Origin of the sequence: Rhizobium sp. GN54, assembly GCF_021026345.1 — a bacterium.
GTDB lineage: Bacteria > Pseudomonadota > Alphaproteobacteria > Rhizobiales > Rhizobiaceae > Mycoplana.
This window is the reverse complement of the sequence record NZ_JAJNCZ010000012.1, coordinates 22,530-42,310: the sequence shown is the minus strand read 5'-3', so window position 1 is coordinate 42,310 and position 19,781 is coordinate 22,530. Positions and strand designations below refer to the sequence as shown.

The following is a 19,781-nucleotide window of genomic DNA, read 5'->3' as shown; positions in this document are numbered from 1 at the left end:
GTCCATTATAAGGTCGGGCAGGGCAGTACGCGCTGCCTCGGGGTGTGGAAACCTCTCCTAGCGGTTGGCGCCGGCCGGTACGGCGCCAGTATCCTCTGACCATTTGGCCGGGGGCCTGTGACGTATGTCCAGGTGCCTCGGTGCTAAAGGTCGCAGGACTGTCTAGGACAGTTTCCAACCCCCGGCTTGGGATCAGAGTAGGTGTTTGCGGGGGCGTACCGCAGACCAAACCTGAAGGTTGGACAGTCATGGACATTGATAATGTGGCAGTGACAGGAGCAGGCGATCTTCGCCCGGTGATCGGACTGACGCGCGGGCTGCCCGTCGCCGATGTCGAGCTGCTTGCGGTGAACGCCATTCGGCTGCATCGGCAACTCCTGGAGAAAGCCGATCAACTGTTTCAGGCCCTGCCGCAAGAATACAAGACTGGTATGGCCGCTGGTGGCAGCCAGCATCTCGAATACATCGAGGCGATGATCGAGATGCATTCCCAGATGGCCGCGTTGAACACGCTGGTTGGGCTTTTAGGTTACATCCCCAAGGTGTCGGTCAACTGATCTCGACAATCAGATCAGGCCGGCACGGATGGCGAGCGCCACAAGATGCGGCATCGTATGGATTTGCAGACGCTTTCGGGTCTCTTCAAGCTTACTCTTCACTGAATTGTACTTCACGCCCTCGAGGTCTGCGGCCTCATCCATGGTTTTCCCAACCGATATCCAGTTCAGGTAGGCAGCCTCTTTCGGATCAAGCCAGTCCGGTTTTTGTTCGGTCGGCGTCAGCGGCAATAGCGACATTCTTGCATGGAGTTGGCCAACAGCCGCCGCGGCCGCGATGGGGTTGATCTCGCGCTCGAGCCGGATGGCTGTCATGTCGGAAACGAGCGTAAACATCGACGTCGAACCATTGGCTGCACCGATAGGAATCGTAGTCCCGGAGCGAATGCCGAAATCTGCTGCGCAGTCGAAGAATGCGCGCTTTTCCTTGGGAAGACGCCGGCGTTCTTCCTCGCTGCTCCACAAGAACGCCTGCTTCAGAGACTTTGCGCGGTGGACGATTGGGTCAACCGCCTCGAATTTCCGCTTGAAGTAGAGTGTGCGCCATTCGGGGTGATAATTGGATGCGGCGACCGTATGACCCGGGCGGATGTATAAATAAGCATAACCGTCAAACCCCGCTTGCTCGGCGAGGTGGCTCAGGGCGTCCTTCAGGATGGTTTCATCGCCGCGAAGCGCGGCGAGATCGGTTAGCTTGTCTAGCCAGTGCTGCATTTGGATACTCCGTACCAGTGTCAGGTGGGACAGGTCACACTAAACACCTCGTAGTCAGGCTGATATAAAAGCAACTATAAGTTGCATAATCTATATTATGGAACCTCTTTCAAGAACGAGCACTGAGAATTACCGGGCGGTGGATCGCTTACATCACTATCGCCACCGCTCAGTTCTATTGCAGAGCGCGTTAGGGCCGGGCGAACGACTTCCAAATTTGGAGTACCATCTCACTACAGTGCTACTCGCCAGGTCTTTAGCCGCTCGATTAACCTCGCGGCGAGCGAGGGCAATCGGTAAGTAAAGGCTTGCTAATGAAGGTGCTTCGATCATATGAGATTGGTTTCCAACCGCTCAATGATCTTGTCAATCTCCCCTGCACTTCGCCGTCTCTGCTGACTATGGATCGAACGAGCGAGAGGCAGATCCTTCGCAAGCAACGCGTCGACAAGTGCCGCATGGGCATCCGTCGATTGCACCGGAACGGGCCGCATCATCCGCGTCAACGCGCGCACCCGCCACATTTGTTCAAGAAACTGATTGGCGCATTTGAACAGAACATCGTTGCCGCTCAGTACCAGCAGCTTCTTGTGAAACTCCGCGTCAGCTTCGGACCAGAGCTTCAGGTCGTCAGCATCGTTGGCCGACCGCATCTTTTTGACGGCGTCCAAGAGCGGCCGCAGGTCCTCCTTGGAACAACGCTCATGTATACTGTCGATCGCGAGTAGCTCCAAGCCGGCGAGTACCTCTTGGACGTCCGCTAATTCCTTCCTTGAAATCAATGGAACCCGAAAACCTTGCCGAGGCAAAACTTCAAGGAGCTTTTCTTCAGATAGACGCTGGAGCGCCACCCTAATAGGCGTGCGGCTCATTCCTAGACGCTTTTCGACGTCGCCGATCGAGATTGACACTCCCGGCCGATAACTTCCCGCTAGGATGTCGCGCTTGAGCGACGTATAGGCGACTTCATAGTTTGTCTGGTTCTCGACGGTCATCAACTTTTCCAAAGAATCCGAGTTGGTTATACGGTATCGTATACCTCGCACTGCAGCAAGTGCCGTGCGGCATCGTTTGCCTTCGTCGATAGCCGGGCGCCCGCGCAATTAAGGCGGAGGCCCGTTGATCCCGATGCTTAGGAGGCCTTCGAGAAGATCCAGACGTCATCAGCAGGCAGTTCGCACCAAACGTTGCCGGGCTCCCGACGGACGCTGCCCTGCGCCTTCAGGGTCACGCCGGGCGCGCTCAGACGGTATTCCCAGTGGTCGCCGAGATAGATGCTGGCATCGAGATTGACGGCAATCCGGTTGGGGCCCGGCTGGTCGTGGATCGTCATCTTCTCGACGCGCACGATCGCGGACGCGGCCTTCCCGTTCGCGTTTGCCACACCTTCCGGCATCACGCCGGAGATGGACCATGTCTCGCCTGAAACGACAGCCTTGCTGCCATCGATGGAGAGATTCCCATCGAGAGTATTGTTGTTGCCAAGGAATTCCGCGGTGTAGCGGTTCTTCGGATTGCTGTAGATTTCCAACGGCGAGCCGCTCTGAACGATCGATCCTCCCTTCAGCAGCAGGACATTGTCTGCCATGGCGAGAGCCTCGTCCTGATCGTGAGTGACCATGACTGCACACAATTCCAGCTCGAGAATGAGCTTCCGGATCCAATAGCGGGCTTCTTCGCGAAGCTTCGCGTCGAGATTCGAAAGAGGTTCATCCATGAGGATAACCTTGGGCTGGTAGACCAGCGCCCTGCAGATCGCGACGCGTTGCTGCTGGCCGCCCGACAGCTGGAATGGGTAGCGGTCGCCGAGATGGCCGAGGCCGAGCTTTTCGAGCATCTCCTGGACGCGTTTACCGATCTCCGACTTGTTAGTGCCGCGGATCGTAAGACCGAAGGCAACGTTCTCGGCGACGGTCTTGTGGGGCCACAACGCGTAGGACTGGAATACCAGGCCGATGTTGCGCTGCTCCGGAGGCAGAAGGATGTTCTTTGACGAGTCGAACACCGGGGTTCCCGAGATATCGATCCGCCCCTTGCTCGGAATTTCCAGCCCGGCGATGGTGCGCAGGAGTGTAGTTTTGCCGCTGCCCGACGCGCCGAGAAGCGCGACGACTTGCCCTTTGCTCGCGGTGAAGGACGTTCCCTGCAGAACATGCAGCGCGCCCAGATGCATATGGATGTCTTGAACGATCAGATCATTCATGGATACGACCTCCCAGTCGATTTGCCAGCACAAGGCCGCCAGTCGTCATGACAACGCTGATGAGGGCCAGGGCGGCGATAGTGTCGAGTGATCCGCTTGCCATAAGCGAGACGATAAGTGATCCGACCACCTCGGTGCCGTTAGTCATGAGGTACACCCCTGTCGCGTACTCGCGGAGGAAGATGATCATGATCATGATCCATGCGCCGAGCAGACCCGGCCGGATGATCGGCACGACAATGCGCGACCAGGTCTGCTTGATCGTGGCTCCTGCGGATCGGCCGCTTTCCTCCAGTTCTGGGGCGACCTGCATCAGAGTCGCTTGGATCAGGCGGAGCCCATAGGAGAGCCCGACGATGATGTAGGCGATGAGCAGGCTGAGCAGCGTGAGCCGGAAAGGCTTCAGGAATGGCACGAACAGGAAGATCCAGAAGAACGCCAGACCGATGATGAGTCCGGGCAACGCCCGCGGCATCAGCACCATGTAGTCGAGAGCGGTGTTGCCTGGCCCACTCCAGCGATGTCCGGCGAGAGCAATCAGCAGGTAGGCGCCGACGGCGAGGGCTCCCCCAACCACCGACAGCAAAAGCGTGTTTATGATGCCACGCTGGAGCGCCGCAATGCTGAAGAGCTGCTGGAAGTTGTTGAGCGTCAGGTGATCGAACAGATTGACGCCCGCGCCCCATGCGTCGACGAACGCGCGGATGGCGATGCCGCCGATCGGCAGGACGATTGAAATCACCAGCCAGATACCGATGCCTATCCAGGCTGCGATCTGGCCGCCCTTCCCCAATCGAATCCTTGTGACGCGCGCTCCTTTGCCCCCGATCGTCGCAAAGCGCCGTGCACGGCTGAGGAGCTTTCGCTGAATGAAAACCAGCGGAAAGATGATCGCGAGCAGGACAACGGCGACGACGGCCATCAGCTGATAGGACGGAACGCCGAGGATCGTGGTCAGCTTGTAGATGTAGGTGGTCAGCACGAGAACACCCGCGGGATCGCCGAGAACGAGCGGCAGACCGAAAGCCTCGAAGGCCAGCATGACATTGAGACCGATGCTGAAAATCAGCGCAGGCATGATCAACGGCCAGGTGACGTGCCGCGCAACCGTCCAAATCCCGGCACCGGAAGTTCTGGCCGCCTCCTCCAGATCGCCGGGAAGGTTTCGCATCGCGGCGGAGGAATAGAGGTAGACATGCGGAACGTGCATAAGTCCGGAGATGAACATCAGGCTCCAGAGCCCGTAGATGTTCCACGGCACGAAACCGAACAGCCGTTCGAACGCCAGCGTCACGACGCCAGTGGGACCGACGGCGACCGTGTAGCCGAAGCCAAGCACGATAGCCGAAAGGAACATTGGCACAAGGACGACGCCTTCGAGCCAACGCCGACCGACCAGATCGGTGCGCGTCAGTAGGAAAGCGAGGATGGCGCCCAGCGGAACGCAGACGACGATCGTGCCTAAAGCGAAGATTGCTGTCGTGCTAAGCGCTCGATAGAAGTCGGAATCGGTGAAGATATAGACGTATGCATCAAGACCCAGCGTGCTCAATGGAGAGAAGAAGGGTCCGGTGAGGAAGCTCTGATACAAGATCAGAAGAACGGGTGACAGTACGAGGATTCCGAGCGCCGCCAAGGCGGCGAAGCGGAATCCCGTAGCGTCGGCAGTGGTCCTAGCCATAACTACGGGATCCTCGGGTTTACTGGTTCAGGGCTTTCTTCCAGTCCTTGAAGAACTGGCCACGCTTGGTTGCCTGAAGGCCCTCAAGCAGTGCGGCATCGAGCTTGATCGGCACGAGCTTGCCGCCGGCTTCCTTGTTCACCGAGTCCCAGTTGTCGGCGGTCACATCGCTGCGCACCGAAGGGAGGCCCGCCTCGGCAACGGCCGTCTGCCCAGCCTTGGACAGCATGTAGTCGAGGAAGAGTTTCGCTGCATTCGGGTTCGGTGCATCCTTGCTGATGAAGGCAGTGCGCGATGCAGCGATCGTGTAGTCGTCAGGATAGACCACCGTGAGCGTCGGGTTGGACTTGGCCCATCCCTTTGCGTAGGCACCGTTGACGTTGAAGCCGAACGGATGCTCGCCGGACAGGATCTTTTCGCGCAACTGCCCGGAGCTGGAGTAGACCTTGCCCTTCGCCTTCCCGAACGCATCGATCAGTGTCCAGAAACCGTTGTCGTTGACGACGTCGTTTTCCATCACGGTGTAGGCGGATGCCGATTTTTCGGGATCGAAGGTTGTGACCTTGCCCTGAAGCTCGGCGCCCTTCTTCACAAGAAGGTCGGCCAGTTCCTTATGGTTCTTCGGAACAGAGTCCGTGAAGACCTTGTTGTTATACATGAAAACGATCGGCTCGACGGTCGTCGAATAAGCCGCATCCTTGTACTGAGCCCAGGCGGGAATATTGGCGGCTTCAACCGACTTGTAGGTTTCCACGTGCCCCTCTTCGACGAGCTGCAGCTGGAGGTCCAGGCCATTCGACCAGACTACGTCTGAACCGACCTGTCCGGCGGCGGCTTCGCTAACGACACGGTTGTAGACCGCGCCGCTGGCGACGTCGTTCCATTTCACCTTGATGCCGGGATAGGCCTTCTCGAAGCCGGAAATCAGCCCGTCCGCTTGCTCGGAGTCGGTCGGCGAATAGACATTCACCGAACCTTCTTTGATCCCGGCGGTGACAATGCCCGCGTAGTCGGCGGGGTAGCCTTCAGGCGCCTGCTGGGCACCCGCAGGGAATGCGACGACGATTACGGACTGGAATACTGCCGCACATGCGGCCACTTTCAAGGTTTGCATCTGGTATCCTCCCGTGATGCTGTTGAACCTATTTCTGGAAGCGACGGCAGCTGGTCCTCTGCCCGCTGCCGCCTCTCAAATCAGCTTGCCGCCTTGACTGGCTCGCGAAGATTTTCTGCGATCGCCTTGGCAAACGCCTGGGTTCCGAGGTCGCCGCCGAGGTCTCCAGTGCGCTGACCGGACGTCAGTAGAGCGTCCATCGACTGTTCAATGGCCTTCGAAGCGAAGTGGAATTTCTCGCCGCCCTGCTTCGCGCCCCACCAGTCCAGCAGCATTGCCGTCGAAAGGATGATGCCGCTTGGATTGGCGATGCCCTTCCCAGCGATGTCAGGCGCAGAACCATGACCCGCATTGGCGGCAGCGTGAGTGTCGCCCACGTTCAGCGCGGAGGCCAGACCGAGGCCACCGGAAAGTGCGACTGCCAGGTTCGACAGGATGTCGCCGAACATGTTGGTAATCAGGATCACGTCGAAACGGTCCGGGTTGGTGTAGATGTCCGCGACCATCGCGTCGATATCGACTTCGCGAAGTGTCACGTCTGGATAGTTGCGCGCGACGGCTTCCGCCTCTTCGACGAAGAGGCCGTCGGAGACCTGGAGGACGTGGCGCTTGCCGACGACGGTGACGTGCTTGCGGCGCGTCCGGGCGAGTTCAAACGCCTTCTCCGCGATACGGCGCGAAGCTTGGCGGGTGATCTTGCGAACGGCGAGTGCGATATCCGGCGTGGGCATGAACTCGCCGCTGCCGAGGAACATGTTGCGGTCGGCATAGAAGCCTTCCGTGTTCTCACGCGCCAGAATGCAATCGAGACCCGGACGTGCGCGCTCGAGGCCATTGCGGGAGCGCGCCGGGCGAAGGTTCGCATAGAGATCAAGCTTCTTGCGGATCGTGCCCGGGATGTTGAAGCCACCTTCGGAGAGCGGTGGGTAAGCGGTCATGCCGCCCGGGCCAAGCAGGACCCCGTCGGCGTCGAAAGTAGCCTTGACAGCGCTGTCCGGGAGAGTTGTCCCGGTCTTCCGGTGCGATGCCATTCCCACTTCATGGACGTCGAATTCGAGCCCCAGGCCGAAGCTTTTGTCCGCCGCGCGCAAAACGCTCAACGCGGCTTCAGTGATCTCCGGACCAATGTCGTCACCGGGCAAAACTGCAATTCTCATTTGGTGCCTCCTCAATTTATACTTGACCGTATACGATGCGGTATGCGAAGTCGTCAATCACAAAATTTTCGGTGCTGGGGATGAAGCCAAACTGCCCTCACCGCGGGAGGTACCTTGTGAACCGTGATTGAAGACGCGTTTCCGGCTGCTTGACGGCTGAGGCGTCTACTCTCGCAGTTCAACAGAACCCTTCCGATCAAACTGTTGGAGGAAACGTAGCCGACATGTCGAAGTCACCGAGGATTGCTCTGATCCATGCCACGCCAGTCGCAATGGACCCGATCCGGGACGCGTTCAAGAATCTCTGGCCCGACGCCGAGCCGATTAACATTCTGGAAGAAAGCCTGACCCCGGACCGCGCCCGGTCGGCCGAGATCCCCGACGAACTCACCGAGCGCATCGTTGCCCTCGCCAGGTATGGCGCATCAACGGGAAGCGATGCTGTCCTGTTTACCTGCTCGGCGTTCGGGCCAGCGATCGAGTACGCAGCAGCCCAGCTCGCCATCCCGGTACTTAAGCCGAACGAGGCGATGTTCGCGGCGGCGATCGCCGAGGGCGGCCGGAGCGCGATGCTCTACACCTTCCCGCCTGCGAAGGAGAGCATGGAGCAGGAATTCCGCGAGGAAGCCGCGCGGCGTGGGTCCGATGCCCAGATTGAAAGCGTCTTCGTGCCTGGTGCTATCGACGCCGTGCGCCAGGGAGACGTTGCCACGCACAATCGCCTGATCGCCGAGGCGGCGAAGTCGCTCTCCGGTTTCCGCTCAGTGACACTCGGCCAGTTCTCGATGGCACGGGCGCTGGCAGATGTTCAGGCTTCCACCGACACCCCAGTCTTCAGCAGCCCGGAACAAGCAGTCCTTAAGCTCCGTGGCTTGATTGGCAAAGAATAACAGAACGACATCGGCTGCACGACATCGGTTAGACTGATGGTTTCGGCCAAGGAGGAAGAAAATGCTTCTAGGAGTGATCGCCGACGACTTCACGGGCGCAAGCGACATCGCCAACACGATCTCGAAGGGTGTGGCGCCGACAGGCGGCCTTAGAACGGCGCAATTTCTTGGCGTGCCAAACGGCCCCGCAGCCGCCGACATCGAGGCTGGCGTTGTTGCACTGAAGAGCCGGACCGTCCCGGTCGAAGAGGCTGTCCGCGAGTCCCTTGGCGCACTCGAGTGGCTGTTGGCACAGGGGTGCCAGCAGATCGTGTTCAAATACTGCTCGACCTTCGACTCGACGCCGACCGGAAACATCGGCCCGGTTGGAGAGGCGCTGGCCGTGGCACTCGGTGCGAAGGGCGTCGTCGTATGCCCGGCGTTCCCTGGCGCCGGGCGGACGATCTACATGGGGCATCTGTTCGTCCAGGATCGGCTCCTGAATGAATCCGGCATGCAGAACCACCCGCTTACGCCGATGACCGATCCCGACATCCGCCGTTGGCTGGCTCAGCAGACGACGTCGACGGTGGGTCATGTCGGTTTGACCACCGTTCGCAAGGGAAAGAGCGATGTCGCGCTCGCGCTGGCGACGACCAATGACACGCTCGTCGTCGTGGACGCGACATCCGACGAGGATCTGATCACGATTGGCACTGCGATTGCCGACCACAAACTCGTAACTGGCGGATCGGGTATCGCTATCGGGCTCCCGGGCAACTTCATCGAACGCGGCCTCGCCGCAGGAAACTCGGGCGGCCGGGTTGGCGTCGAGGGTCCCGAGGCGATCCTCGCTGGGAGTTGCTCCGGGGCGACGCGTGGCCAGATCGATCTGCACAAGCGGAGCCACCCCACGCTGGCGATCGACGTCGACAAGGTGATGAGCGGCGCCACCACGCCTGATGACATCGTCGAATTCATCAAGATCAATCACGGGAAGGCTCCTCTCGCCTACTCGTCCGGCACCCCTGACGAAGTCCGCCAGATGCAGGCGAAGTATGGCCGCGAGGAGGTTGCCGGAAAACTCGACGGGTTCTTCGCGGATGTCGCGCGCAAGCTCGTCCACTGCGGCGTGAAGCGGCTGGTCGTGGCTGGCGGGGAGACGTCGGGGGCAGTTGTTTCGGCGCTCGATCTCGGCGCACTCACCATTGGCCAGGAAATCGATCCCGGCGTTCCCGTCCTGCTTTCGCACGGTGAGCAGCCCGTCGCACTCGCCCTCAAGTCCGGCAATTTCGGTTCGCCGGACTTCTTCACCAAGGCCCTCGAAAGGTTGAACGCAAAGTGAGCACCTCGGAAAACAAGATCCGTGAGGACATCGCCCGGCTGTCGAAATCTCTGTTCGACCGGGGATTCTCGGTCGGATCGGCAGGCAACATCAGCGCTGCCGTCGACGACGGGATCCTTATGACACCCACCAACTCGTGTCTCGGCTTCCTTGACCCGGCGAAGATCAGCAAGGTATCGCGCGACGGACGACATCTATCCGGAGACAAGCCATCGAAGGAGATTTTCCTTCACAATGCATTCTACGCAACCCGCCCTGAAACCGGGGCGGTGGTCCATCTTCATTCTACTTACGCAACCGCCTTGTCCTGTCTCAGCGATGTCGATCCCGAAGACTGCATTCCTCCGCTGACGCCTTATGTCGTCATGCGAGTCGGTCAGGTGAAGCTCGTCGACTATGTTCGTCCGGGCGACGAGAGGGCTGGCGATCTGATCCGTGCCCTTGACGGAAAATATGCCGCCGTCCTGCTGGCCAACCACGGTCCGGTCGTCACCGGAAAGGACATCACCTCGGCGGTCTATGCAGCAGAAGAGCTCGAGGAGACTGCGAAGCTTCTGGTCACTTTGCGCGGCATGCCTACGCGAATGCTCACCGACGAGAACGTCGCAGAACTCAAGGCAGTATTCGGAGGCTACTGATGTCAGTTGCTTCCAACAGGGAACCGGAGACGGTGCGCCCTTCACTTCAGGATTACCCTGATCAGCAGGCTTCGTCCGGCATCTCGTCCGAACTGACCGCTATCGTCGCCGCGTTGGCAAAGGCCTCTCTGGAAGTCGCCGATCGGCAGGAATCCTCGCGATCCTCAGGCTGATTGGCGCGCTCATATTCGACGCGGTGACCCTGACCTGATCTCCCTTGTGCCTTTGACCAATGCTCAAGCCTGTCCCGAACTTTGGAGAAAGCTCGAATGAATAACAAACTCTCAGCCCACATTGGTTATCTGTTCAAAGAGGTCCCGTTGGGCGAACGCGTAGCCTCAGCGGCGGCGGCGGGCTTCACCGCGGTTGAGCATCCGCAGCCTTTCAGCATCGGCCCACAGGTGATGCGAAAGATGGTGGATGAACACGGGCTCTTTTTCGCGCAGCTCGCTGGCGGCGCCGGCGATGCGAGCAAGGGTGAAAAGGGTCTTGCATCCCTACCCGGCCGTGAAGCCGATTTCCGTGCGAGTTTCGACCGGGCGCTCGAATATGCACTGATCGTCGGCGCTCCGCTTATCCATCCGATGGCCGGTGTTCCGGGCGATGAAAATGCAGCTCAAGCAAAAGATGTGTATCTGGAGAACATCCGTTACGCCGTCGACCAGACCGCAGGCAGCGGCGCCAGGGTCCTGATTGAGGCCATCAGCGAGGCGGCCGTCCCCGGATACGCCATCTCCAGCCTCCAAAAGGCGATTGAGGTTCAAGACATATTTGGTATCGAGAAGGTCACGCTCCTGGTGGACACGTTCCACGCTGCGGTGACGGAGGTGGAACTGACGAAATGGATACCCTGGAATGGTGCCCGCATCGGTCACGTCCATATCGCGGACTTCCCTGGAAGGCATGAACCCGGAACGGGAACCCTTCCTTTCAACGACATTCTCTCAGCACTGCAGGCCGTAGAGTTCGGGGACGCCATTGGATTCGAATACATTCCTTCTAATTCTACGGTTGAGAGCGCTTCTTTCCTGCATGATTGGAAGCTCCGTAGCTGATCTCTCCGCGACCAGAACACTCCCCTCACACAGCGTCGTCGGTATCGGACGACGTCTGCCTGTGAGGAACTTTCGTTCGCCCTACTCCCCTATGAAGGAGATTCTTATGCTCACGTCGCTTCGCCAGATCCTCGACTATGCCGCGGAGCATGGCTACTGGATGCCCGCGTTCAACTTCACCAATTGTGAAACCGTTAAGGTGGTTCTGCGGGCCGCCGAAGACGACAAACAGCCCCGTCCTCCTACATGCGGGCGTCGAAGTTCCCAAGCGACATGAAGAGGTCAGGCTTGATCGCAAAGAACAGGTGACCGACGTTCTGAGGCTCGCTGTGGTCGAAGTAGAGGCTCTTGACGGTAAAATTCTGTCTTGTGGCGTCGGTCGCCGTATCATGGGCGGCGAGCGATGAGCTCTTTTTTTGCCGCCAGCCGGCGACGGCGCCGACCTAGCGATGCTTGAAGGGAAGCTTGGTGGGGCCGACGCCGCTCAAACACCGGCCGTGTTTTAAGGGTTCCTGATGTCGGCCGATTACGATCGAGGGCGCTCGACAATGCGTGACGGGGCCACTGTGACACCGGAAACACCATATCGATTCAAGGCATCGGCAATTAAGCCATGTGATTTTGCACGCTCGACAAAATCAGACAGGAACACCTCGGCGGCGACACCATGCGAGCGGGCGACGCCCATCGCTTGCTCAATGACCATGAAACGCTCCGGCAATAATCTGAGACCGCCGAACGTCTCGGCATCCTTCTCAAGCTGTTGACGGACGCCGGCAGCGACGTGGGCATTTGTTTCGAGAAACGTTTCGACGACGGTAGGGGATGTCGGTGCACGTTCGATGGTCGCGTGCTGGATCTGACGTGTTAGAAAGAGATCGTAGGCACTTGCCTTGCCGACCGTCAGCCGAGTGCCAGCTTTGTCGACATCTGCCAAGTCGAAAAAGTTGGAGCCGTCCCGAACAATATACCAACCTTCGATGAGGACGTAAGGGTCTGTGAAGGCGATACGTGCGGCCCGGTCAGGATCACGGGCGAAAAAGCCGATGTCGGCCTCCCCGTCTTCAACGGCTGCGACAGCCTTTCCCGCCGATTCCAGGATATGGAGATATAACGGAACTTGGAGATCGGCCGCAAGCATTCGCGCGAGATCAACCGATACTCCACGGACCTCACCGGTCTCATCGTCTCGGATTGCGAGGATGGGATTTCCAACATTTATGGTGGCTCGGAGCGTGCCGGTCGGCGCGAGCGCATCACGGGCCGTCGATTTTGCAACATCTGTCATTTGTATCTCCGAAATTGCTCCCACACTACAGAAGCTCCTGGGCATATCTCAGCCTTCCTGCCCGGCTATTTCGCGTGGTAGCCTAGGGACTGGTGAAGTTCGGACGTTCACGCTTCCTCTTCACGAAATGCTTCCTGTCTGGCTTTTCTTGCCGCGGGTGCGGCAACAAGTATCAGCAGGCCGAGGGCAGCCACCAGCATCGCGGCGCTGACCGGTTCGGTGACGAGCACCGAGGGATCGCCCCGGGACAGTAGAAGAGCGCGCCGAAGGTATTCTTCCATCATCGGACCAAGGATAAAGCCGAGCAGAAGCGGCGCCGGTTCGCAGTCGATCTTGCGCAGGATGTAGCCAACGAGCCCAAACAGCGCCATGAGGTAGATATCGAACGTCGTGTTGCTCAGGCTGAACACGCCGATCGCGCAGAAGACGAGAATGGCAGGATAAAGGAAGTGATAGGGAACCGAAATCAGTTTCACCCAAAGTCCGATGAGCGGGAGGTTCAAGACAAGCAGCATCAGATTGCCAACCCACATCGAGACAATGAGGCCCCAGAACAACGCCGGCTGCTCGATGATGACGGAGGGACCTGGCTGGATACCCTGGATCACCAGGGCACCGATCATCAAAGCCATGACCGGGTTCGACGGAATACCGAGTGTCAGCATGGGAATGAAGGACGTTTGTGCCCCGGCATTATTGGCCGATTCCGGTCCTGCGACGCCGGCGATCGCGCCATTACCGAACTCTTCCGGCGTCCGTGATACCTTCTTTTCAAGCGCATAGGAGGCGAAGGATGCGAGCATTGCCCCGCCGCCTGGAAGAATGCCGAGAATGGAGCCGAGTGCGGTTCCACGCAGGATCGGCGCGGCCATTTTGCGCCAATCTTCACGCGTCGGCATCAACCCCGTGATCCGGCTGCCGAGGACAGAGCGAATGCTCTCGTTCTGAAGATTGGCAATGATCTCGCCCAATCCGAATATACCCATGGCGATGATGACGAAGTTGATACCGTCGGCGACTTCGGGAAACCCAAAGGTGAACCTCGTGATACCGGAGTTAACGTCCGTGCCGACGATACCGAGGATCAGGCCGAGAACCACCATTCCCAAGGCATGCAACAGGGAGCCGTGGGCCAGCACGATGGATGCCACAAGGCCAAGGACCATCAACGAGAAATAATCGGCCGGCCCGAATTTAAGCGCAACCTCCGTCAGGGGCGGGGCAAACAGCACGATGATGACCGTCGCGACCGTGCCCGCAAAGAACGAGCCGATGGCAGACGTCGCGAGCGCCACGCCAGCTCGCCCCTTGCGGGCCATCTGGTACCCGTCCAACACCGTCACGACAGATGCGGACTCACCAGGCAGGTTGACCAGAATGGCTGTGGTGGATCCGCCATATTGGGCACCGTAGTAAATCCCGGCAAGCATGATCAGGGATGAGACGGGCGGCAATCCGAAAGTGATTGGCAGGAGGATAGAAATCGTGGCCAGAGGACCCAAACCCGGCAAGACGCCGATTCCTGTGCCGAGAAGAACTCCGATGAAGCAGTAAGCAAGATTGGTGAGGCTCAGCGCTGTTTCAAAGCCGAGGAAGAGGTGAGATAGCAGTTCCATGGCTTATACCAATCCGGCGAACCAGGTGCCGACAAGGGGCAGGGGTACGCCTAAAAGTTTCACGAACACGATGACGCAGAACGCAATCAGCAACATCAGCGCGAGCGCAGGGCGCCAGCCAAACTTGAAGTTCTCACTGATCGCCGCGCTGAGGAAAATCAAAACGAACAGTGCCAATGGCAAGCCGGCATGCGGCAGCAGAAATCCGAACAGAGCGGTGCCGCCTGTGATGGCCAGAAGCGGCCTCCAGGCTATGCTGCCAAGAGGATCTCCGTCTGAACGGAACGCTCTGAACAGCGAAAGCAACCCCAACAGCGCAAGGATGACGCCAAGGATGGTCGGAAAGTAGCCGGGTCCCATTCTCGTTGCCGACCCGAACGGATAGGATCTGGCGATTAACACGGCGCCCGTGCCAAAAAAGATGTAAAGCGTCCCCGCCCAAAAATCCTTGGGGTTTGTTATTCTCATCACTCGCTCCTCCCAGCGTCAAGTTCAGATAATCGGCGCTCCATGAAGATGTGCCGACAGATCCCCTCCCCTTAGACCGCCGTCTTGTCTGCGACGGGAGCGCTCCGATCGGCATATTCATGAATTTTCGCGAGCAGCCCGTTGTCGATGGCAATACCCGTCTTTCGTTGACGCGCAAGGTTGCGCATCTCGGTCTCGCCAGGAAGAAGAACGGGCGCGTCCGGGTTTGTGGCCGGCGTCGAATGCAGGATATCTGCAAAGTCCATCATGCGTTCCGCAAGCCAGCTTTTCTGTCCCAGGCGGGTGGTATCGATGACAAGAAAAAAGTGCCCAAGGTTTTGCGGTTCGCCAGGGGCATCGACCCAGGATTTGACATGGGAGAGATAAGCCGCACCCGATAGCACGCCTGCGAAAAGGTCTACGACCAGAGCAAGGCCGTAACCCTTGTGCCCGCCGACCGGAAGGAGGAACCCGTCTAGGGCGGCCTTAGGGTCGGTCGTAGGCTGCCCTTGGTTATCGGTTGCCCAGGTGGCCGGAATGGATGAACCGGCTTTCGCGGCATTGCGGATCTTCGCCCTGGCCACGACGCTCATCGCCATGTCGAGGATGATGGGATCGCCGCCCGGGTTCGGAATGCCGAAGCCGAGGGGACTGTTGCCGAGCTTGGCTTGCCTGCCCCCCCACGGCGTGATGGTCGTTGTCGCATTGCTGCAGATGAAGCTTGCAAACCCTTGTTCGGCAGCAATGAAATTGTAGGGAGCGACAGGGCCAAAATGATTGCTGCCACGAGCGAACGCGACGCCCACGCCAAACTCCCGCGCGGATGTCATCGCCGCCTCCAACGCGCGATACCCGACAAGCGGTCCGACACCATTGTCTCCGTCGACCATACTGACCGACGGAGCGACCTGATCGATCTCGATGTTCGGGCGTGGCGTAATCCCACCAATTTCAAGACGTTCGCCGTAGCTTTCGATCCGGCTGACGCCGTGGGTCGTGACGCCGAAGAGTTCCGCCAATACCAGGATGCGGGCGGCGTCAGTTGCGTCATTATCGGCAAGGCCGAGACCACGCAAGGCCTGGGACGTAAGATCCTGAAGCGCTTTTTCATCGATGGTCGTTCTGGAGTTGCTGTCAGTCATTTGTGAGTCCCCGCTCGTCTGCCGGCAGCCGAAGCCGGCAGCCTGCAAACGTCGTTGATGATGAGATGAAGGATTTGATGTTCGATGGTTTGTTTTGCCGCAGGCGGCCTCACTCGGCTTTGAGATTAGCCTTGCGCACGATTTCGCCCCAACGGGTCCGCTCGGCAAAAATGAACGCCTGAAACTCCTCAGGCGTCGAGCCGACGGATACACTGGCGTCCTCTTTCAGACGCTCGCTGACGGAGTTGGTCTTGAGCGCCTTCACCGCCTCTGACTGAATTCGATCAATTGCCTCCTTAGGCGTTCCAGCAGGAGCGAGAAACCCAAACCACTGCGAACTCTCGAAACCTGGATAGCCCTCTTCGACGACGGTCGGGACATCGGGGATGAGTGGCAGGCGCTCGGAGGACCCAACGGCAAGCGCGATCAGTTTGCCGGATTTAAGATGCGGCAAAAAGGGCGGAAGGCCTGCCGAGGCGGCATCGGTGCGGTGGCCCAGGAGATCCGTCAGCTGTGCGCCCGTGCCCTTGTAGGGAACATGCAAAATGTCGGTCTGGGTGACCAGCTTCAGCTGTTCAAAGGCAAGATGACCTGCGCTTCCATTGCCGGCAGACCCATAGCTGAGCTTGCCTGGTTCCGATTTCGCCAATGCTATGAACTCCTTGAAGTTCTTCGCGGGCACGTCAGAATGGATCACAAAGACGACCGGAACTTTCGCAATCAAGGTGATCGGCACAAAGTCCTTGTCAGTGTCATAGGGTATGCTGGAAAGCATGGACGGGTTCACCGCTAGCGTGCCAACATGCCCAAGCACGATCGTATAGCCGTCCGGGTCGGAGCGCGCGACGTCTTGCATCGCCACCACACCGGACGCGCCGGGCTTGTTCTCGACGACGATCTGCTGGCCGAGTCCTTTGGACATTTCCGATGCCATCACTCTTGCAATAATGTCCGAGCTGCCGCCTGGGCCGTAGGGTACAACTAGCCGTATCGGCTTTTGCGGAACCCACTCCGCGGCATGCGCAACCCCGCCCGCGATAACGACGGCTGCGGCCATCGCGAAAAGCGCTCCACGACGACGCACCACACGCATAGTTTCGATGTTCAGCATTATCTATCCTCCCCAGGATCATTCGGCCAATAGCAGGCTCGAAACTGCTCTTTTTGTCGGTTGGAGAGCTGCGACCGGCGACCTAGGGCTAGACGTTATTCGTCCCAGGGTTTGACGGAATGCGCGCTCGAATGTTCAGATGATAGCGAGTATCGGTGCTAGAACTACAACAGCGAAACTAAATTCGCGTTTTGGGAATCCTTTAAGAATGGACACGCGGTTTCTGGAAAGTTTCATTGTCGTTGTCGAAAGCCAGTCGCTTTCGGAAGCCGCGAGGAAACTCAATCTAACTTCTGCAGCACTCAGTCTCAGAATTAAAGCTTTGGAGAACGAGGTTGGGTTCGCACTCGTCGTACGGACCGGGAGAACGGTCAGCCCGACCGCTTCTGGCTTGACCTTAGCAACCCGGGCAAAAAGCTTCCTTGCGGATCTGCGCGATTTCAAGACAATCGGAACCGAGCGGCTACTCAAAGGCGAGTTGCGACTGGGCGTGGCGTCAAGCGCCGTCGCGGGCCCTTTGTGCAATCTCTTGCTAGGGCTCTCGGACAGGTATCCTGACATCGAGCTATCAGTCAGCAAGGGCAGCTCGTCAGATCTCTATCGACGACTGACCAATGCCGATCTCGACCTAGCCCTGATGTACAAACCCCAGTTCGACCTGCCGAAAAGCCTGGAGTGGCGATCGGTGGTGAAGGAGCGTTACATCGTCATCGCCAGCAAATCGCTCGCCGAACAGGATCCACACGAACTTCTGAGAACGCAGCCATTCATCCGCTACGACAGGACATTGTGGTCGGGACAGCTTGCTGACGAATATCTTCGGACCGCGGGTATTCAACCGAGAGAGCTTATGGAGCTGGATGGGTTGGAAGCGATTGCAGTCCTGGTAGATCGAGGTCTCGGAGTCTCGCTGGTCCCCAACCGGTCAGCTCCTTGGCCCGAAGGCCTCAGCCTGGCAAAGCTCCCTCTTCCCGACGAAGCACCTGTCAGGGATCTGGGTCTTCTTTGGACGAGAGGCTCCGCGCGGCTGCCGCTGATTGAGGCCGTGGCCGAAATGACGGTGGATCGCTGACGTCGTATGTCACTTTTCTTGACGATTTCGCCTTCTGATTCGAAGTAATGGCAAAGTGAAGACGGTCGAGGTGGAGCGCCTAATCGCCGAGCGAAACGCCCTAACGAGAACCGCGGCCACTTGGGCCTCAGGCTCAACGACCCGAACGTCACCACCCCGATGTAGATCAAGCTGTTCGATGGCGAGGCGACACCTCTTCGGGGATCTGGGCCCGCCCCAACGCGCAACGCGGCGACAGACGCGCAGGGCGAGACCTCTGCTAGAAGGCCGGTGTCTCGCCCCGTCAAATGTCGAATGCTTGTCGAGACTACTTGCTCGGGAGGGAGGACACCCGCAGCGCATCAGTGATACCTAAGCGCCGAGCGCCTCGTCTCTTGCGTGGCTTTCTACAGTGTAGAGCGGGATGCGCTTCGGGGAATAGTTATTCCTTTGACTGGAGCGCTGGGCGCAGAAGGCCCTTCCTTCCAGATCAGGTGGAACACATCCATTCGACGTTGCTCCGAACGGCAGACCCGCCACAGGCGATCACCCCTCCAAACCGAGAAGACGCTCGCGGTATGAAGCGACGGTTCGACGGAGGGCTTGGGCACGGTGGTGTTTCAGACTCCCAACTCCTTTTCCCACCACCCGCGGGTATTCACGTTGGCAGTGTCGGCGAGTGCCTCGAGCTCTGCAATGTCGTCGCTGGAGAGCGTCAGGCTGGTGGCTCGGACCAGACCATCGACGTAGTCGGCGTTGGTGATGCCGATGATCGGCGTGGTGCCCTTGGCGATGGCCCAAGCCGTCGCGACATCGGGCGCTGCTGCACCGTGGCTCTGGCCAATCGACGCGAGCTTGTCCGTCAGCGCCTTCAGCTTGGGCAGCATACCATTGTAGGCCTTCGCCCGATTGGTGCCTTGCGGCAGCGGGTTCGCGGAGCTGTACTTGCCGCTCAAGGCGCCCTGTTCTAGCACCATATAGGCGTAGAATGGGATGCCATGGGTGCGGCAGTGCTGTAGGATACCAGCATTCTCGGCGCCGCGGTACAGTAGGCTGTAGTGGTTCTGGACGGCCTCGACCTTATGCCCGGCTTCTCCGAGGATCTGATCGGCAAGCTCGATTTCGCTCAAGTTGTGATTCGAAACTCCGACACCTTTGACCTTCCCGCTCTTCAGCAAGGGGATTAGATGGGGGGTCCACCGCGTCACATCGGCTGGATTGTGAATCCAGTAGAGGTCGATGTAGTCGGTGCCGAGGCGGGCCAGGCTCTGCTCCAGCATATCTGCCATCGGGTCGTCGCCGCTTCCCACTGCCTGCGGGGTGAACTTCGTGGAGAGCTGGTAGTCGCTGCGGGCGAAGCGCTGCAGCACGTCCCCGAGTACGGTCTCCGAACGACCCATACCGTACACAACGGCGGTGTCCCATAGACTGAACCCGGCCGCATGCGCCTTATCGGCGACCTCCTCCAGGCCAGTCTGAGTGAGATGACTGCCGAAGTACCCATCGCCAGTCTCGCCGCTATCGCCCCAAGCCCAGGTGCCTAGTGCGACCTTGGAAGTCTTCAGATTATCGATTTTCATGTCTGCTCCATACGCGTTCCGCGGCCGCGTTTGCTTTAACGCATGCGCCGCTGAACACTGTGATACGCGGCGAGGTTCGACCGTTAGCCTTATGCGCCGGGATTACTGCCCAATCCTCCAGAAGTGACGGTTTCGGACTGCCGCCTTTCCGAGGCCCAAGTGATTGCCGCTCTCCCACGCGCGTGCGATGGT

Annotated in this window: 20 protein-coding genes; 8 read left to right on the top strand and 12 right to left on the bottom strand. The window is 59.0% G+C overall.

The features are described 5' to 3' along the window. The first annotated feature begins 248 nt into the window (after positions 1-248). Positions 249-557, top strand: coding sequence for a transcriptional repressor TraM (locus LQK81_RS22965; protein WP_230808747.1), 309 nt, complete (start codon positions 249-251; stop codon positions 555-557). Between the two features lie 9 nt (positions 558-566). Here the strand turns inward: LQK81_RS22965 and traR are convergent, their stop codons facing one another. From traR to LQK81_RS22935, 6 genes are all read right to left on the bottom strand, one after another. Continuing rightward, positions 567-1,271 carry an autoinducer-binding transcriptional regulator TraR gene (traR, locus tag LQK81_RS22960; protein ID WP_230808746.1) on the bottom strand — a complete coding sequence of 235 codons (705 nt, stop codon included), beginning with the start codon at positions 1,269-1,271 and terminating at the stop codon, positions 567-569. A gap of 329 nt (positions 1,272-1,600) precedes the next feature. Beyond that, positions 1,601-2,266, bottom strand: a complete 666-nt coding sequence (locus tag LQK81_RS22955) for a GntR family transcriptional regulator (protein ID WP_230808745.1) — start codon at positions 2,264-2,266, stop codon at positions 1,601-1,603. Between the two features lie 137 nt (positions 2,267-2,403). Next, the gene (locus LQK81_RS22950; RefSeq protein WP_230808744.1) at positions 2,404-3,474 is read right to left on the bottom strand and encodes an ABC transporter ATP-binding protein; all 1,071 of its coding nucleotides are present in this window, start codon (positions 3,472-3,474) and stop codon (positions 2,404-2,406) included. Beyond that, complete coding sequence (locus tag LQK81_RS22945; RefSeq protein ID WP_230808743.1) at positions 3,467-5,155, bottom strand: ABC transporter permease; 1,689 nt, start codon at positions 5,153-5,155, stop codon at positions 3,467-3,469. Before LQK81_RS22945 ends, LQK81_RS22950 begins: the two co-directional genes overlap by 8 nt. Positions 5,156-5,174: 19 nt before the next feature. Beyond that, positions 5,175-6,269 (bottom strand): ABC transporter substrate-binding protein, encoded by a 1,095-nt coding sequence (locus LQK81_RS22940; protein WP_230808742.1) that lies wholly within the window; start codon positions 6,267-6,269, stop codon positions 5,175-5,177. An 80-nt stretch (positions 6,270-6,349) separates the two neighbouring features. Then, complete coding sequence (locus LQK81_RS22935; RefSeq protein ID WP_230808741.1) at positions 6,350-7,426, bottom strand: isocitrate/isopropylmalate dehydrogenase family protein; 1,077 nt, start codon at positions 7,424-7,426, stop codon at positions 6,350-6,352. 224 nt (positions 7,427-7,650) lie between these two features. Between LQK81_RS22935 and LQK81_RS22930 the strand changes: the two genes are divergently transcribed. The 6 genes from LQK81_RS22930 to LQK81_RS26440 all read left to right on the top strand — a co-directional run bounded on the left by LQK81_RS22930 (position 7,651) and on the right by LQK81_RS26440 (position 11,610). Next, on the top strand, positions 7,651-8,316 hold the full coding sequence (locus LQK81_RS22930) for an aspartate/glutamate racemase family protein (protein ID WP_230808740.1): 666 nt from the start codon (positions 7,651-7,653) through the stop codon (positions 8,314-8,316). A 61-nt stretch (positions 8,317-8,377) separates the two neighbouring features. Further along, the gene (otnK, locus tag LQK81_RS22925) at positions 8,378-9,640 is read left to right on the top strand and encodes a 3-oxo-tetronate kinase (protein ID WP_230808739.1); all 1,263 of its coding nucleotides are present in this window, start codon (positions 8,378-8,380) and stop codon (positions 9,638-9,640) included. Then, the gene (otnC, locus tag LQK81_RS22920) at positions 9,637-10,278 is read left to right on the top strand and encodes a 3-oxo-tetronate 4-phosphate decarboxylase (protein WP_230808738.1); all 642 of its coding nucleotides are present in this window, start codon (positions 9,637-9,639) and stop codon (positions 10,276-10,278) included. Before otnK ends, otnC begins: the two co-directional genes overlap by 4 nt. Beyond that, positions 10,278-10,451, top strand: a complete 174-nt coding sequence (locus LQK81_RS22915) for a hypothetical protein (RefSeq protein ID WP_230808737.1) — start codon at positions 10,278-10,280, stop codon at positions 10,449-10,451. The genes otnC and LQK81_RS22915 overlap by 1 nt, the downstream gene beginning before the upstream one ends. Before the next feature lie 96 nt (positions 10,452-10,547). Continuing rightward, complete coding sequence (locus tag LQK81_RS22910) at positions 10,548-11,333, top strand: hydroxypyruvate isomerase family protein (protein ID WP_230808736.1); 786 nt, start codon at positions 10,548-10,550, stop codon at positions 11,331-11,333. Then, a complete protein-coding gene (locus LQK81_RS26440; RefSeq protein ID WP_442967177.1) occupies positions 11,311-11,610 on the top strand; it encodes a class II fructose-bisphosphate aldolase in 300 nt (99 codons plus the stop codon). Before LQK81_RS22910 ends, LQK81_RS26440 begins: the two co-directional genes overlap by 23 nt. Positions 11,611-11,859: 249 nt before the next feature. Here the strand turns inward: LQK81_RS26440 and LQK81_RS22905 are convergent, their stop codons facing one another. From LQK81_RS22905 to LQK81_RS22885, 5 genes are all read right to left on the bottom strand, one after another. Next, on the bottom strand, positions 11,860-12,621 hold the full coding sequence (locus LQK81_RS22905) for a transporter substrate-binding domain-containing protein (protein ID WP_230808735.1): 762 nt from the start codon (positions 12,619-12,621) through the stop codon (positions 11,860-11,862). Positions 12,622-12,728: 107 nt separating this feature from the next. Beyond that, a complete protein-coding gene (locus LQK81_RS22900; protein WP_230808734.1) occupies positions 12,729-14,237 on the bottom strand; it encodes a tripartite tricarboxylate transporter permease in 1,509 nt (502 codons plus the stop codon). Between the two features lie 3 nt (positions 14,238-14,240). Further along, positions 14,241-14,705 (bottom strand): tripartite tricarboxylate transporter TctB family protein, encoded by a 465-nt coding sequence (locus LQK81_RS22895; protein WP_230808733.1) that lies wholly within the window; start codon positions 14,703-14,705, stop codon positions 14,241-14,243. Between the two features lie 71 nt (positions 14,706-14,776). After that, the gene (locus LQK81_RS22890) at positions 14,777-15,847 is read right to left on the bottom strand and encodes an Ldh family oxidoreductase (RefSeq protein WP_230808732.1); all 1,071 of its coding nucleotides are present in this window, start codon (positions 15,845-15,847) and stop codon (positions 14,777-14,779) included. 109 nt (positions 15,848-15,956) lie between these two features. Continuing rightward, positions 15,957-16,958 (bottom strand): Bug family tripartite tricarboxylate transporter substrate binding protein, encoded by a 1,002-nt coding sequence (locus tag LQK81_RS22885; RefSeq protein WP_230808731.1) that lies wholly within the window; start codon positions 16,956-16,958, stop codon positions 15,957-15,959. Positions 16,959-17,166: 208 nt separating this feature from the next. Here LQK81_RS22885 and LQK81_RS22880 point away from each other — a divergent pair, with 208 nt between their 5' ends. Next, entirely contained in the window at positions 17,167-18,030 is an 864-nt protein-coding gene (locus LQK81_RS22880) for a LysR family transcriptional regulator (RefSeq protein ID WP_230808730.1), read from the top strand. 599 nt (positions 18,031-18,629) lie between these two features. Here the strand turns inward: LQK81_RS22880 and LQK81_RS22875 are convergent. Then, positions 18,630-19,589, bottom strand: a complete 960-nt coding sequence (locus tag LQK81_RS22875) for an aldo/keto reductase (protein WP_230808729.1) — start codon at positions 19,587-19,589, stop codon at positions 18,630-18,632. Positions 19,590-19,781: the final 192 nt, after the last annotated feature.